The sequence below is a fragment of the Pelagihabitans pacificus genome (assembly GCF_009371985.2).
Lineage (GTDB): Bacteria > Bacteroidota > Bacteroidia > Flavobacteriales > Flavobacteriaceae > Pelagihabitans > Pelagihabitans pacificus.
On sequence record NZ_VIKU02000004.1, the window covers coordinates 142,641 to 157,965 of the forward strand.

15 protein-coding genes are annotated in these 15,325 nt (G+C 42.5%); 7 read left to right on the top strand and 8 right to left on the bottom strand.

Annotated elements, in window-relative coordinates; all coding sequences use genetic code 11:
- Nucleotides 1-25: 25 nt before the first annotated feature.
- Entirely contained in the window at nucleotides 26-1,369 is a 1,344-nt protein-coding gene (gene dgt / locus FK220_RS13755) for a dGTP triphosphohydrolase (RefSeq protein ID WP_152574922.1), read from the bottom strand.
- A 165-nt stretch (nucleotides 1,370-1,534) separates the two neighbouring features.
- On the opposite strand from dgt, the gene FK220_RS13760 reads away from it, so the two are divergent.
- Nucleotides 1,535-1,924, top strand: a complete 390-nt coding sequence (locus FK220_RS13760; RefSeq protein WP_152574923.1) for a carboxypeptidase-like regulatory domain-containing protein — start codon at nucleotides 1,535-1,537, stop codon at nucleotides 1,922-1,924.
- Nucleotides 1,925-2,007: 83 nt separating this feature from the next.
- Here FK220_RS13760 and FK220_RS13765 read toward each other — a convergent pair whose 3' ends face one another.
- Nucleotides 2,008-2,367: a toxin-antitoxin system YwqK family antitoxin gene (locus tag FK220_RS13765; RefSeq protein ID WP_152574924.1), complete on the bottom strand. Its 360-nt coding sequence runs from the start codon at nucleotides 2,365-2,367 to the stop codon at nucleotides 2,008-2,010.
- A gap of 356 nt (nucleotides 2,368-2,723) precedes the next feature.
- Between FK220_RS13765 and FK220_RS13770 the strand changes: the two genes are divergently transcribed.
- Entirely contained in the window at nucleotides 2,724-4,967 is a 2,244-nt protein-coding gene (locus tag FK220_RS13770; RefSeq protein ID WP_152574925.1) for an inorganic phosphate transporter, read from the top strand.
- A gap of 5 nt (nucleotides 4,968-4,972) precedes the next feature.
- Here FK220_RS13770 and FK220_RS13775 read toward each other — a convergent pair whose 3' ends face one another.
- A complete protein-coding gene (locus FK220_RS13775) occupies nucleotides 4,973-6,673 on the bottom strand; it encodes a Na/Pi cotransporter family protein (protein WP_238719027.1) in 1,701 nt (566 codons plus the stop codon).
- Between the two features lie 171 nt (nucleotides 6,674-6,844).
- On the opposite strand from FK220_RS13775, the gene FK220_RS13780 reads away from it, so the two are divergent.
- On the top strand, nucleotides 6,845-7,561 hold the full coding sequence (locus FK220_RS13780; protein ID WP_152574927.1) for a DUF6503 family protein: 717 nt from the start codon (nucleotides 6,845-6,847) through the stop codon (nucleotides 7,559-7,561).
- 14 nt (nucleotides 7,562-7,575) lie between these two features.
- Here FK220_RS13780 and FK220_RS13785 read toward each other — a convergent pair whose 3' ends face one another.
- A complete protein-coding gene (locus FK220_RS13785; protein ID WP_152574928.1) occupies nucleotides 7,576-9,045 on the bottom strand; it encodes a hypothetical protein in 1,470 nt (489 codons plus the stop codon).
- 157 nt (nucleotides 9,046-9,202) lie between these two features.
- Here FK220_RS13785 and yiaA point away from each other — a divergent pair, with 157 nt between their 5' ends.
- From yiaA to FK220_RS13805, 4 genes are all read left to right on the top strand, one after another.
- Nucleotides 9,203-9,670 (top strand): inner membrane protein YiaA, encoded by a 468-nt coding sequence (yiaA, locus tag FK220_RS13790; protein ID WP_152574929.1) that lies wholly within the window; start codon nucleotides 9,203-9,205, stop codon nucleotides 9,668-9,670.
- 210 nt (nucleotides 9,671-9,880) lie between these two features.
- The gene (locus FK220_RS13795) at nucleotides 9,881-10,876 is read left to right on the top strand and encodes a CAP domain-containing protein (RefSeq protein WP_152574930.1); all 996 of its coding nucleotides are present in this window, start codon (nucleotides 9,881-9,883) and stop codon (nucleotides 10,874-10,876) included.
- Between the two features lie 135 nt (nucleotides 10,877-11,011).
- Nucleotides 11,012-11,434, top strand: coding sequence for a hypothetical protein (locus FK220_RS13800; RefSeq protein WP_152574931.1), 423 nt, complete (start codon nucleotides 11,012-11,014; stop codon nucleotides 11,432-11,434).
- 148 nt (nucleotides 11,435-11,582) lie between these two features.
- Nucleotides 11,583-11,984 (top strand): hypothetical protein, encoded by a 402-nt coding sequence (locus FK220_RS13805; RefSeq protein ID WP_152574932.1) that lies wholly within the window; start codon nucleotides 11,583-11,585, stop codon nucleotides 11,982-11,984.
- A 153-nt stretch (nucleotides 11,985-12,137) separates the two neighbouring features.
- On the opposite strand, the gene nadD is transcribed toward FK220_RS13805, so the two are convergent.
- The 4 genes from nadD to FK220_RS13825 form a co-directional block, all read right to left on the bottom strand.
- The gene (gene nadD, locus FK220_RS13810; RefSeq protein ID WP_152574933.1) at nucleotides 12,138-12,725 is read right to left on the bottom strand and encodes a nicotinate (nicotinamide) nucleotide adenylyltransferase; all 588 of its coding nucleotides are present in this window, start codon (nucleotides 12,723-12,725) and stop codon (nucleotides 12,138-12,140) included.
- Complete coding sequence (gene gmk, locus FK220_RS13815) at nucleotides 12,722-13,333, bottom strand: guanylate kinase (protein ID WP_152574934.1); 612 nt, start codon at nucleotides 13,331-13,333, stop codon at nucleotides 12,722-12,724. The genes nadD and gmk overlap by 4 nt, the downstream gene beginning before the upstream one ends.
- The gene (locus tag FK220_RS13820) at nucleotides 13,333-14,190 is read right to left on the bottom strand and encodes a YicC/YloC family endoribonuclease (RefSeq protein WP_152574935.1); all 858 of its coding nucleotides are present in this window, start codon (nucleotides 14,188-14,190) and stop codon (nucleotides 13,333-13,335) included. Before FK220_RS13820 ends, gmk begins: the two co-directional genes overlap by 1 nt.
- Before the next feature lie 287 nt (nucleotides 14,191-14,477).
- Nucleotides 14,478-15,299 (bottom strand): 3-keto-disaccharide hydrolase, encoded by an 822-nt coding sequence (locus FK220_RS13825; RefSeq protein WP_152574936.1) that lies wholly within the window; start codon nucleotides 15,297-15,299, stop codon nucleotides 14,478-14,480.
- Nucleotides 15,300-15,325: the final 26 nt, after the last annotated feature.

Here is a 15,325-nt window from a genome sequence, read left to right on the forward strand (position 1 = left end):
GATAGTCAAAAGCCAAGAGGAAAGTCTAGAGTTGTTTCCCCATAATTTTGTTGTGAATATGTACGGCTGCACTATCCGATAAACTAGCAACATAACAACAAGTATTTAAGAGGATGACGTAATTTGAGACCTCGGTTCTTTGATAGAAGTCGGGGAGGGTCTTGATTAGGAGTACGTCGTAATTCGAGGCCTTACCCTCCTTTTTGCGGATCAATGCACCGGTATAGACGTCCAAAATATCAGAAATGATTTTATACCCGGCAATCTCTTTTTCGATGACCTCCTGTGACTGGTAGATTTCTTTTGCACTTAACGAAATAATATCCTCTATTTGGGCCTTGTAGCTGCTGAGGCCCAATAGCGGAACATCAAAAGTTCCTTTCAGAATCGTTTCTTCGTTGTCAACGAAGATTTCGATGGCATCGTTGATCAAGGTATTAATGGCCAAGGCCCGTAAATAGCTCAGGCGATCTTCTTTGTAGGCAAGTGAGTTGTATTTTTTGGTATTGATGCGGTCTTTCACCAGTTTAATCAAATATTCCAACGCAAAATCCTCCGGGATGAGGCCGAGATTGATACCATCTTCGAAGTCGATAATTGTATAGCAGATATCGTCGGCTGCCTCTACTAAAAAAGTAAGGGGATGTCGGGAAAATGAAATGTCGTTGCCCGTTCTGGTTTGACGCAGTCCCAATTCTTCGGCCACTTCTATGAAGGCTTTTTTCTCTGACTGAAAAAACCCGAACTTCTTTTCGGAAACCTGCTTTGTAGGCTTTTTAGGCAGTGATTCCTTGGGATATTTCATGAAAGCCCCTAAAGTGGCAAAGCTTAATCTAAGTCCGCCATCTACCCCTTCCCGGGATTCTGTCAAAAGCTTAAAACCGTTGGCATTCCCCTCAAAATCAATAATATCTTGATACTCTTTTTGGGATAAGACCGATTGGTATTGTTGTCCCATACCTGTTTTAAAGTATTCTCCGATAGCCTTTTCACCACTATGCCCAAAGGGTGGGTTGCCAATGTCATGTGCGAGGGCGGCAGCGGCCACAATGGCTCCGAAATCATTGAATCGATACCTGTGCACCTCCTTAAGATGGGGGTGTTTTTCAAGCAGTTTTTTTCCTGCACTACGGCCGAGACTGCGGCCTACTACGGAAACCTCAAGGCTGTGGGTCAATCGGGTATGCACGAAATCGGTCTTGGAAAGCGGAATCACCTGGGTCTTGTCTTGCAAGCTGCGGAAGGCCGATGAAAAAATGATACGATCATAATCGACTTCAAAACCCAAACGGGTCTCGTCCTGTTCTTTTCTTAGGCGTTTGCGGGAGTCGCCATGTCGTTTTAAGGAAAGTAATTGTTCCCAGTCCATAGAGTATTCTTAAAAGGGGGCAAGATACATTATTTTCGATATTGACACTTGGTATTGCCCTTGATCAGTAACCATTAAATAACCTTAAAAATACCGACTGTTAATCTCGGCGTAACCATAACTTAACCTCTGACATTTTTCTTTGCAAAAGAAAACGAACATTGAATGCAAAATATTTTCCTTTTAGTAGTACTGGTTTTTTCACTTTCGCTTTACTCCCAGAATAAAGGAGTAATCAAAGGCAACATTATCGATTTGGAGGCGAACGGAGAGCCCATGTTGTTCGCAAATGTCCAAATTAAAAACACCGATTGGGCTACACAAACTAATTTTAATGGAAACTTTGAGCTGAGTGGTATAGAGGTAGGGGAATATGTTTTAGAGGTTAACTTTTTGGGCTACGAAACATTGGAAGTACCTGTAAACGTGACCGAAGACCAAATTACAAGGGTAGACAAGGGAATGACGGCGAAAACACTCAGTATGGTGGAACTCACCCAAAAGAATTCAAAAGCAGTAACAACGGCTGTGGCCAGTATCGAAAAAGAGGAATAGCTACGTAACGAAACCGCAATTAATGAAAAAAGGGGGCCGTGCTTGACATGGCCCCCTTTTTTAAGGTATAAATGCTTTTTACATTAATCCTTGACTACCACTCCCGACTTATTCTTGGTGTCTACTACGCTGGCAATGGCATTATCCTTAAATTCTACTTCCTTCATATTTCCATCGGCCCAGAAGAACCATTTTCCGGTTCGCTGTCCTTTATAATAGGTGCCTAATGAAGTTTTCTCCCCTGCCTCATTATAGCTGATCCATTCACCATGAAGTTTTCCTGCTAAATCAAAAGTCCCTTCCTGACTCACCTCACCATTGTCGTGATAATAGACAACCTCTATCAAATTGGTGTCCTTGTTCAAGGTTGCTTTCTTTTCTTTCTGTGCATAGCCTACGATAGTGGCGAATAAAAAGACCAAAAGTAATACTGTATTTTTCATGAGGAATTATTTTTAACTGGTGTAAAGATAATAAAATTTACACTAAAAAAACTATTTGTTTACATTAAATTTACATTAGAAACGCTCCGATTGTATTTTTATTGTATCATAAACCTTATTTTTTCGAAGAAAACGGAGATTGGACGGATAGGTTTTGCTTCGTTGATGCCAAAAATTGCGTTTAGCATAACTAAACGTCGTACAGTTGCTGGAAAAGAAATCCCTAACCTTTGAAAAACAGGGTGTTTGGGCCAATGAAGGATAATTAAGAAACATTTTACCCATGTACTTTTCATAACCTTAACTTAACATATTTGATAAATTATAATGGCACTTTTGTGCTTATTTGGATTTGAATGGGCGAAAACCTTTACTTGTTTATGATCGTCGCATTGGCGGTTTTAGCTATTACCGACTTAGTGGTAGGGGTTAGTAATGATGCCGTCAACTTTCTCAACTCCGCAATCGGCTCCAAGGCAATTTCGTTTCGAACAATCATGATAGTTGCCAGCGTGGGCATCGCTTTTGGGGCAATATCTTCCAGCGGCATGATGGAAGTTGCAAGAAAAGGTATTTTTAATCCGGGTGAATTCGTGTTTGCAGAGATTATGATTGTCTTTATGGCCGTTATGATTACCGATATTCTGCTCCTGGATTTTTTTAATACCCTCGGAATGCCCACTTCAACTACGGTATCGATTGTATTCGAGTTGTTGGGTGCCGCGGTGGCCATATCGCTTGTCAAGATTTTCGATTTGGGAGGAGGTTTCACCGAATTATCCCAATACATCAATACCGAAAAAGCGACCGAGATTATACTTGGAATATTGTTATCGGTAGTCGTGGCCTTTAGTGTGGGTGCGCTGGTACAGTATGTTAGCCGCGTATTGATTTCTTTCAAATTTGAACAAAAACCCAAATGGATCGGTGCGATATTCGGAGGTTTTGCGATTACGGCGATCATCTATTTCATTTTGGTAAAAGGTCTGAAAAGTGCGTTGATTTTAACTGGAGGGATGAATGAGTTTATTGCACAAAACCAGCTGCTATTCTTGGCAGGTAATTTTCTGGTTTGGACCGTACTCTCTTGGGCCGTAACAACATTACTTAATAGTAATATATATAAGATAATCATTGTATTAGGCACTTTTGCGTTGGCGATGGCATTTGCCGGGAATGATTTGGTCAATTTTATCGGGGTACCGTTGGCGGCCTTGGAAGCATTTAATTCATGGAATGCCTCTGGCACATCGGCGGCCGACTTCACCATGGAAGGCCTTTCCCAAGCGGTACAGACCCCTACCTACCTTCTGCTGGCTTCCGGTGTCGTTATGGTCGTAACCCTTTGGTTTTCCTCCAAGGCTAAGGCAGTGGTCAAAACTAGTGTGGATCTTTCCCGTCAAGATGAGGGGGAGGAGCGCTTTAGCCCAAATTTTCTGTCTCGGCAAATTGTAAAATACACCATTAAGGCCTCGGAGAATTTGGCAGGAATTATCCCAATATCCCTAGCTCGGAAAATAGATGCACAGTTCGAAAAACCATATGTGTACGTTCCTAAAAGTCAGGTACAGGACCTACCGGCGTTCGATTTGGTAAGGGCCTCGGTAAATTTGATGGTAGCTAGCGTACTTATTTCCTTGGCAACCAGCATGAAGTTGCCTTTGTCTACCACCTACGTCACTTTTATGGTTGCCATGGGAACCTCCCTAGCCGATAGGGCATGGGGTCCTGAAAGTGCCGTATACAGAGTGGCTGGGGTGTTGAATGTCATTGGCGGATGGTTTTTTACGGCACTTAGTGCATTCACCGCTGCAGCGGTTATTGCCTACATCATTCACCTGGGTGGTTTTGTGGCCATCGTTCTTTTATTGGTGGTAGCCTTTCTACTGATTGGCAAAAACTACTTGTCCCATAACAAAAAAGTAAAGGAAACCAAACTGGAGGAAAGATTGCAGAAGGCGGAGAGCAATTCGATTATCGGTGTCATGGAGGAAAGCTCCTCCAACATTTCAATGGCGATTCGAAGAGCCAATAAAATATATACCCAAACCATTGACGGACTTGCAAAACACGATGCAGATCGTTTAAAAAAGAGTCGAAGAGGCATTCAAAAATTAAACAACGAAGTCGAAGAACTTCGCGATAATATTTTCTATTTCATCAAGAACCTCGACGATTCCAGTGTGGGCACGAGTAACTTCTATATTAAGGCACTTAGTTATTTGCAAGATATGACGCAGTCTTTGGAATATATTTCAAAGGCTAGTTATAAGCACGTGAACAACAATCATAAAAAACTTCGATTCAATCAAATAAAAGACCTCAAAGAGACCGATGGGTTTATAGGGGAATTTTTTGGTGAGATCGAAGTGCTCTTCGGCGAGAAAGACTTTTCGCGTCTAACACAATTGATAACCGATAACCAAGACCTTTTCGGAAAGGTAGAGCAGAAAATTCAGAAACAGGTAGAACGTACCCGATCTGATGAGTCGAGCCCAAAAAATACGGCGCTGTATTTTAGCCTGTTATTGGAAACCAAAGATCTTTTGGTAGCCATCATGAATCTGTTGGAAATCTATAACGAATATGCCGAGGCATAGTATTATTAAGCCGTGGTAACGGTAGTCTTCGTTTCGTTTTCACTTTCTAAAAGCAAATCTTTCTTGAGATATAAAAGTTCCGCTACCGTGATGAGGTTGTCAATAATGTCGTTTACGTGATCATTGTCATTTACTAGGGAAGAAGCCATGTCTACGGTAATCAGATTTCCCCTGATCAGTTTATCGATGCGCAGGTTTCCCCTGACCTTTTTATTCTCGATATCCTCCTTAATGCCCATTATTTTTTGATAGTGTTTTTCACTGTCATCCGAAGTTCTGAAAAGATGGATTATTCGAAGTATTCTAACCACCTTCTTGCGAAAGCGATCATATTCCTTGCTGATATGCCTATTGTCAGACGCTAAGTATTTGGAAATATTTCGGCTTAAATCCCCCACATCCTTTATGATTTGTACCATTTTTCGATTGGCGACCTTTAGTTCCAAAATACGGTCATTCTGTTCTTTACTAATTGGGAGCGTACTTTGCGCCGTAGAGGCGTAACGTATGATTTCGCCATAAATCGTTTTTACCTTGGTCAAATAGAGTTGTCGTACATCTATTTCTAGTGGCTCTTTTGATTTTGCGACCACCATTTTCGGCTTGATATCGGACAAGATATCGGCCCTATGAATATTCAATGCATGGGTTACGATTTCAAAAACCGCGTGTTCGTACAAATACTTTGATTCTTTCAGGAGTGATGCTATGGCGGTCTCAGGATAACGAAGAATTTTCTCGTTCAGAAATTTTGGTTCTTCTACAGGCTTTTGGTCAACCAGTTTTACCGCCACCATTTTTTCAACGAGCTTTGCTATTGGTTTGATAAACCACAGCAATAAAAAAGTGTTCAAAACATTAAAAATAGTGTGGAAAAGTGAGATGGCAACAGGGATAGCGGCTGCATTCGTGAAAGGAGATTCCGATCCCAAGCTAAGTACCAACCAATTGACCATTCTTAAAAATGGATAAAAAAGAATCAGCATCCAAAGTACGCCGATTACATTGAAGACAAGATGTGCCCTGGCTGTCCTTTTGGCGTGGTAATTGGCGACGAGTGCCGCAATATTGGCCGTAATCGTGGTGCCAATATTTTCCCCCAACACCATGGCGGCAGCCATTTCGAACGGTATCCACCCTTGAGCGGTCATAATCAGTGTCAATGCCATGGTCGCACTTGAGGATTGAATGACCAATGTTAAAACGGTGCCTATCAATAAAAAAAGGAGTACGGACCAAAACCCTAAATCGGTATACCGCCTCAAAAACTCAAGTATTTCCGGATTATCATTGATATTGGGCATCGCTTCCTTCAAGAACTGTAATCCGATAAAGAGTATGGCGAATCCGATAATAAACCCACCCCAGTTTTTAAGGTGCTCTTTTTTGGCGAATGTAAAGGCGAAACCAAAACCAACAAGGGGCAGCGCGATGGCACTCATACTTACTTTGAAGCCAAGGATAGTGATCAACCATGCCGTGATAGTAGTACCAATATTGGCTCCCATAATTACACTAATCGATTCGGTTAGTGTCAAAAGTGAGGCATTTGAAAAACTCACGACCATCAAAGTAGTGGCCGAAGAAGATTGAATGATAGCGGTGATCAAAAATCCGGTGGTAACCCCAAGGAATCGGTTGGAGGTCATGGTGGCCAATATGGATCGCATTTTTTTCCCCGCTAGGCTCATAAGTGCGTCGCTCATCACCTTCATTCCAAATAGAAATAACCCTAAAGAACCAAGTAAGCGAAGTATGTCGGTAAAACCGTATTCCATTTTAGGATTGGCCGTTCTTTATAAATAGTGTTAACAGTTGTTCAATTTAAAGTAAATTAGACAATAAGGAGTATCTTTTGAAAAAATAGATTACAAATAATGAAATATATAATTATCATCTTATGGGCTCTTTATTTCGTTAAGACATCAGCCCAGCAAATCTCCGGTACTGAACTTTTGGAGAGGGCCATCCAGTATCACGACCCGAACAATGAGTGGATTTCGTTTCAAGGAATCCTATCAATTACGATGAAAACGCCTGACCAAAAAGAAAGGATCAGTGATATCGTCATCGACCTTCCCAAACAATATTTCAAACTTACTGCTATCAAAGAGGGGGTGCGATTGGACCAAACCTTAGATAAAGGGAAGTGCACGTTGGCTCTTAACGGTAGTAGCACATTTTCCGATGAGGATGCAAAAACACATCGTTTGACCTGTGAACGGGCGAATATGATGAAAGACTATTATACCTATCTCTATGGCCTTCCTATGAAACTTAAAGATCCTGGAACCATCATTGACCCAAACGTACAGACCAAAATATTTAAGGATAAAGAATACCTAGTACTGAAAGTAAGCTATGATGAAGAGGTTGGGAAAGACACCTGGTATTTTTATTTCGACCCTGGGACCTATGCCATGGAGGGCTATCAATTTTTCCATGACGAATCAAAAAACGACGGGGAATACATAGTATTGGATGGCATCGAGGAAGTCTCAACTATTAAAATGCCCAAGACACGAGCATGGTATTTCAATAAAGATAACACCTATTTGGGTACCGATGTACTCACTAAGGGTACTTCCCTTTGAAGCTGATTCAAAATTCAATCGACAGTTCGCCTTACCAGCTCGAGGGTAGTGCGGTACAGGTTTTTCCCTTCCATTTTGGCTTTGAGCCATGCATAAAAACTCATCACAAAAATGTCCTCTTGTTCAGGAGCCAACCATTCAAAGGCGTTCTCGACCTTTGCTCGAAAAGCAGCGGTGGACACTATCATTGGATTTTCATAATAGCGCCCAACGAAATCGAGAAAGATTAAAACCCGTTCCTCCCCTTGGTCTCGCAGTTTTTTTGGAAACCGCCTTTTGAATCGTTGTATTCTCAAAAGCACAAGGTCCAACTTATCGATTTCGATCAGTAGTAGAATTTCAATCAAATTTTTTTTCAGTACCCATTGCCAACCCTTTTTTTTCTCATACCAATCATCGCTGTGATGTAGTTCAAGAAATTGGGTATAAGCTTCCTTAAATCGTTCCTGCTGAAAAAGGCACATGAGTTGAACAAGTTTTATATCCAAAGAGTCTCCCGGAAATTCTTGGAGCAGGGAGAGGGCCTCATCGGGCTGCTCCGTATAGTTCAGGTTCAAAGCTTGAATGATGGTAAGTTGTTCCAAGAACCTGTTATAATAGGTCTGGGGCCCCTTGATCATCTCTTTTTCCATCTGTAGGGCGAAATCATTCGCTTCCTCAAATTGTTTGTTTCTGAAACTTGCAATCGCCATAAGGTTAAGGATCTTGATATGATAGTAGCGGTGTTTATCGCCCAGTGTACCTTTCTTTCGGATGATTTGGTACATTTCTTTCATATAGGGTGAAATCGTGTGGTAATCAGTCTGTAGTTTGGCGACGGTCGAAGTGATTTCCATGAGCTGGAAAAGCGACTTATAAGTAAGTGTTTCGTCGATTTCAATGCGAAATTCCGAAAATGCATCCTTGATAATTTCATTGATAGCCTTGTCCTCATCGTTCTTCAAATCCCTTTTGATGCTGGCATAGGTTATGTTCAGCTGAAAGTCCTTTTGAAATAGTTTACTATTGGCTTCCGACGCTGCCATGACATCCGATAGATTCCAATTCGCGTTCAAATGGGCATATTGTATTTTGGTGTGGTAGATTTCATTAAGAATGGAGTATGCATCTATCCTATGGGCATTTTTCTCGGCCTTTTCAAGAGTTTTAAAGGCAATTTTGTATTGCTTGCGTTCAAAAAGAATACGAGCAGCCAGAAGTAGCTTTAAAAGCTCCTGTTCTTCCGATGTCTCGTTTGAAAAACTTTTGGCAGCGATAAAATCGATCAAACAGTCACGCAATCTTTTACTAAGTGCATGGTAGGCGTTCCTTGCCGGTTTATCGTAGACCTTTACATCCAACGCTTCCGTTTGGCCAGCAGCCAAAAGCTTAAAAAGCAGGATATTCTTGGTATCGCTCCTACGGTTTTTTCTTTTTAGATGAAGGATGAACTCTTTCCGTTCTTCCTTGGTCAGCATTTCGATTAAAGCCGATGTTTCCTTCATTAAATCATGGGTATTTTACTGATTGAAGCTACTAAAAAATAGAGATTTAAGCAATAATGACCATTTTAAATCGTAAGTTTTTGAATTATTTTGATTATGCTGTTCCCAGATTGTAGAACAACTTTGTCCCCGAATTGAAACCTTAAAATAGCGTATTATGGAAAATGCAATGCTTAACGAAAAAAAGGAACCCAAAAAAGTTGAGGACTTTGATTTTAGACCAACCGATGCCTTTGTTTCGGCTTCTTGGATCGCTTTGTTGATCGGCATGGTCTCGTACTGTGTGGGCCTATGGAATGCCGATATGTGGTTGAATGAAAAAGGATACTACTTTACTATTCTGCTATTCGGGCTTTTTTCCGTGGTATCGGTACAAAAAAGCGTACGTGACCGCCAAGAAGGGATTCAGGTAACGGATATGTATTATGGAATTAGCTGGTTTACGACATTGGCTTCGATTGTCCTATTGATTATCGGATTGTGGAATGCCGATATTGACCTGAGTGAAAAAGGGTTCTACGGTATGTCGTTTACCCTGAGCCTTTTCGCAGCCGTCGCCGTACAGAAGAACACCAGGGATATCAAACTGATTAATTCCAGGGAAGAAAAGCAAACCTATCAATAAGCTTTTTTAATCGGTTTGCCAGCGGGTAAGGTGCCCTTCGAAGACCCTCTTTGACGGCAGTGACGGGCACCTTACCTTTTTGTGCAATCTTCTATTGGGTCTCAGGAAACCTAGGGCTTAATTATATGATGAATAGGGATGCAACTCATCGAATAAATACAAGTTTTTAAAGCAACTTCCGTTCTATTACTAAAGCCCAAATTAAGTCCGATGAAAACCGAACATATAGTACGTAGTCTTTTCAAGTCGACATTCTTGACCCTTTTGTTATTCATAGTAGCCTGTGAATCCGACACGGCAGTGGATGAAGAAGTGATTTCGCAGGAGGAGGAAATTCCCGAGGAGGGTAATACGCCGGGCGACCCTGTGGAAAATACGGCCCGTTTGGCCGCCAAGCAATTGTACGAGGATTACTATGCCAGTTCCAAAACGGAAAGTGGTGACGTGGCATGGACCGGTGATGAACCCTCGTGCGCTACCGGTGATGTTCCGCAAGCTACCAAGAATAAGATTTTTGCCCGCCTCGAATACTTTAGAAAAGCGGTAGGACTCAACAATACGGTTGCTGAGAATGCTACCAAAAGTGATAAGGCACAAGCGGCCGCTTTAATGATGCACGCCAACAATGAGCTCGATCATTTTCCTCCAAATTCCTGGAAATGCTTCTCTCCTGAGGGAAAGGAGGCAGCGGGCAAATCATTATTGACTACCGCTCGAAACGCCGAGTCTATCGATTCCTATATGCGTGATGCGGGAAGCAGCAACGGTCCGGTAGGACATCGAAGATGGCTTCTTTGGCCACGGCTTCAGGAAATTGGAATCGGAAATACATCCCAGGCCAATGCGATTTGGGTTATCGGTAATGCAGGGAGCCCCCCTTCAGATGCACCAGAATTCATTTCATGGCCCCCACAGGGCTATTCTCCCGGGCAGTTTGCCTATGCAAGATGGTCTTTTTCGATTGCAGGAGCGGACTTTAGTAATACGCAGGTAGGCATGAAAGATGCTATGGGAAACCCCATTTCCCTGGCTTTGGAAGAACTTGATCCCGCTTATGGAGACCCTACGATTGTCTGGGTGCCAAACGGAATACAGCCAAATGTTAGTGAGGATACGTTGTATACGGTAACCCTTACGAATGTAGAGGTCTCTGGTTCAATGAAAGACTTTGAATATGAAGTGATTCTTTTTGATGTCAACGGGTAAACGATTTTTTAGGTGTCTTCGACTTTTATTTTTGAGAGGCGGGTCGCATCCCGTTAGTTTACAATCCTAATTTTCTTCCCTGAAATCTTATCATCTTTCAAGTAAAATTGTATCTTGTTATACTAATACACACGCATGCAGATTACGGGGGGCACAAAACAAAAGTTCATTATTGAACACGCGTTGGATATCGGAAAATTCAAGTTTTTTTCGAACATGGTAGTGGGCGAGTTTTACGAAGGTGTTCACGTCACCCATGAAAATGCCTCGGAACCTATCAGGATAGCCCAACAGCTTTATGGTGCAACCGAACCCATCGTATATATCTCGCATCGGTTGAATTCCTATTCAATGGACCCCGTAGGGTATGGTAAGACCGTAAAAATGTTTCCCAATTTTATTGGTTTCGCTATTGTTTCCCAAAACAGGTACCGTCGCATGCTGGCATCTTTGGAGAAATTGTTCATCAAAAAACCGATAGGAGTTTTTCATGATTTGGACAGCGCCTTTTTATGGGCTGAAGGACTGTTGGAAAAACACAGTGCTACACATTTCTGAATAATATCGTACCCATTAATCGTCGACCTTGGGGTGCCTTCTTTCCAGAGCGATTATCCCAATTATCCAGAATTATCAATTTCATTTCACGGTGCTGTGTTTCTTTGAATCTATTTCGTATCTTTTAATAGGTCAAAAGAGGAATGGCATGGACTCGAAAGCAGATAAAAAACTTATTAAGAAGCATGACTTGGAGATCGGATCTTTTTACTTTTATCCTAATTTCATGATATCCGAAGTCAAGGAGGGCGTCGCCGTTGGCTTTGAAAATGCTCAGGAAATGCTCGCATTGGCGAAAAACTATTACGGTAATACCACTCCGTTTGTTTATATTACGAATCGCATCAATTCGTACTCATTTAACCCTACGGTTCATTTTAAGACTACTGCCATGTTCCCTAATTTAAAGGGATATGCCGTGGTTACTTATGACCCAATGAATCATGATATCGCCCAAATGGAACAGTCGTTCATGAACAAGCCAGCAAAAAATTTCCATAGTTTGGAGAAAGCCATTGAGTGGGCAGAATCGTTGATTGTAAAGGATTAGGAAAGCATTGATTTTTTGAGGCCCCACGTTAAATGCTGTTTCCTTCTTAGATGATAGTGTCCGAGCTCTTGTTAACACTATGAAATCCTTCCAAGGGTTGTTGTACGCATCGACTTGCAATGTAGAATCAAGGTGTCCGCGGAAGAATCCTGTTTAAGAACGGTAAAAATTCATCTCATCCAAATAATTCCAAACTTCATGGGGAAGCATGGGCCGAATATTTTTGCCCGCTTTGTGCTGTGTTCTGATGAAGGTCGATGATATTTCCATAATGGGGGCATCGACCCTGTTGATTTTTGAATGTGATTTGAACTGTTCAGGCACCTTGGCCTCCGAAATTCTTGGATATACATATAGATCGTACCGTTCCAGGATCACCTGGTAATTTTTCCATTTGTGAAAACTCTTCAGATTGTCCTCGCCCATGATCAGGCAGAAACGATGTTCTTCCCCATACTTCTCCTCCAAGTACACTAGCGTGTTGATGGTATAGTTGGGTTGTGGCAAGTCGAATTCAATGTTGCTTGGTTTTAATTTGGGATAGTCCTTTGTGGCCTCGTAAACCATTTGATAGCGATGATGGTCTTCCAATAGTGTTTGTTTGGTCTTAAAAGGACTTCGGGGGGTCACCACGAACCATACCTCATCAAGATCCGAGAATTCGACCAGATAGTTGGCGATGACCATATGCCCTACATGGATCGGGTTAAAGGTTCCAAAGAATAGACCGATACGTTTCACTTTTTCGATACTTTTTCTTCACCCTTTTCCAACCGAGGGGTCCCTACAAATTCCCGCACCAGTTCGTGGGCCTCTTTCAAGGCCGTATCCAAGTCATAATTCTTGATAATCTTATCAAATTGTGGCGCTGTGGCCAGTTCTACGGAGGCCTTGGCAATTCGCATGTTTATTTTATCCTCGCTTTCGGTACTCCGCTTTTTGAGCCGGATCTTAAGCTCGTCGACACTTGGGGGCTTTACAAATACGGCCAACGTTTCTTTGGGAAATTTCTTTTTGATTCGGAGACCACCTACCACATCGATATCAAAAATTACGTTTTTGCCCTCGGCCCATAAGCGCTCTACCTCGCTTTTCAAGGTTCCGTAGAAATTATCGCGATAGACCTCTTCCCACTCTAAAAAATCATCGTTTTTAATATGTTTTTTGAATTCCGAAACTGACATAAAATAGTAGTGTTCCCCATGCTTTTCCTTTCCACGCCGGGGTCTGGAAGTCGCCGAGACAGAGAAGGCCAGATTTAATTCGGGTTGTTCCAAAAGGTACCGCACGATGGTAGTCTTACCACTTCCGGAGGGTGCCGAAAATATAATCAACTTACCCCCTTCCATTATAAAACGTTCAGCATTTGTTCCTTTATCTTTTCCAACTCGTCTTTCATTTGTACCACCAATTGTTGCATTGGCGCATAATTGGCCTTGGAACCTATCGTATTGATTTCGCGCCCAATTTCTTGGGTGATGAAGCCCAATTTCTTTCCGTTCGAATCATCCGAACCAAGTGTGCTCGTAAAGTAGTCTAAATGATTCCCTAAACGCACCTTCTCCTCGGTGATATCATATTTCTCTAGATAGTAAATGAGTTCTTGCTCGAATCGATTCGCATCGACTTCGGTCTTTAGGTCGGCCACCGCCTTCTCCAAACGCTCCCTGACCGTCGCTAAACGCTCAGGATCTATTTTGGCTACCTGTTTCAGTAATTTCTTAAGGGTAGCCAAACGACTTAAAAAATCGGTCTCCAAAACCTTGCCTTCCTCCGAGCGGAACCTGTTGATTTCTTTAAGGGCTTCCTCTAGAGCGGTTTGTATGTCTTTATATTCTTCGGGATCGATATCCTCCCGTTCGGTCTTCATAGCATCGGGCATACGCAATGCCATCTCCAGCAATCTCAAATCATCGCCCTCGGCAATCGATCTTAGCTGGTTCATATATTGGCGAACGACGGCTTCATTCACTTGGGCACTGGTCTCATCACCGGTGAGCTCGACATACAGTCCAAAATCGACCTTTCCCCTTTTGAGCGAACTAGCAATAATCTTCCGAAGCTCCAATTCTTTTTCGCGATAGGCGGGAGGCATACGGGCGTTCAAATCCAGACTTTTACTGTTGAGGGATTTTAATTCTATCGTAATTTTTTTTGTGGGAAGTTGGATCACGTGCTTCCCGAATCCTGTCATGGATTGGATCATAGGTTAATTTTAGGATTGAGGCAAAGGTAACCAAATTTCACAGGTTCCTTTTGGGCATTTCTTTTTTGTCAACACGGAAATGATAGGTTTACAAGTCAAGCGATTCACCTATGGCGAACGGACGTTTGGCATCGGGATGGTTTCACATCTGTTGAAGTTCTATGGTATAATGAAAACGGCAAACGCCAAAGTGATCGGGTTTCTTGAAAAATTCTTTGTGGGCAAATCCCTACTGGCAAAAACAATCACACGGGTAGGGAATAAGCGAAAGAACCTTACTCTATATCTTATAACTCCCTAACCCAGATATTTCGATAGCTCACCCGACTATTATCCCCATGGTCTTGCAGCAGTAAGGGTCCCTTGCCATGTGGCGGATTTTTTGGCCAACCAATGTAAGGAGTGGTGCCCTTGATTTCCACATGGTCCTGGATGAGCACTCCGTTATGTATGACGGTCATGGTTCCGGATTTAATTTTACCGCCCTCTTCATTGAATTCCGGTGCATGGTAAATGATGTCGTAGGTATTCCATTCCCCGGTAGGTACCGAGGCCATCGCCAAGGGGGTGTGCTGTTTGTAAAGAGAGCCGACCTGACCGTTTACATAGGTATCGTTGTCATTGTTGTCCAGCACCTGCACTTCATAAAGTCCGTTCAAGAACACCCCACTATTACCACGGTTCTGACCATCGCGTTGCACCTCGGCAGGGGAACGCCATTCAATGTGTAGCTGAACATCGCCGAAGTTTTGTTTGGTCTGGATATTTCCGGTCTTGTCGGCAACGGTCATGCTTCCGTCGTCGTTCAAATGCCATTTGGCCGCCGTGCTATCTTGTGAATGCACCCATCCATCGAGACTACTTCCATCAAAAAGTACGATGGCGTCCTTGGGAATCCTTCCGTTTGTAGCCGGACCTACCACAGGAACTTTTGGTTCATAGAACTCCGTTTCCTCTGGTTTGGTGGGTTCGTTACCCGTATATTCCTCATGAACTATGACTTTCGGGGAAGTATCCGATGTTTGGGTAGCCGGTTCCTCCTTTGTTCGTTCTTGGCAAGAAACCGTTAAAATTGCGAGTAATAGGGCAGAAGCTAGTGAACTCTTCATGTATTGAAAGGTTTTTATGTTATTCT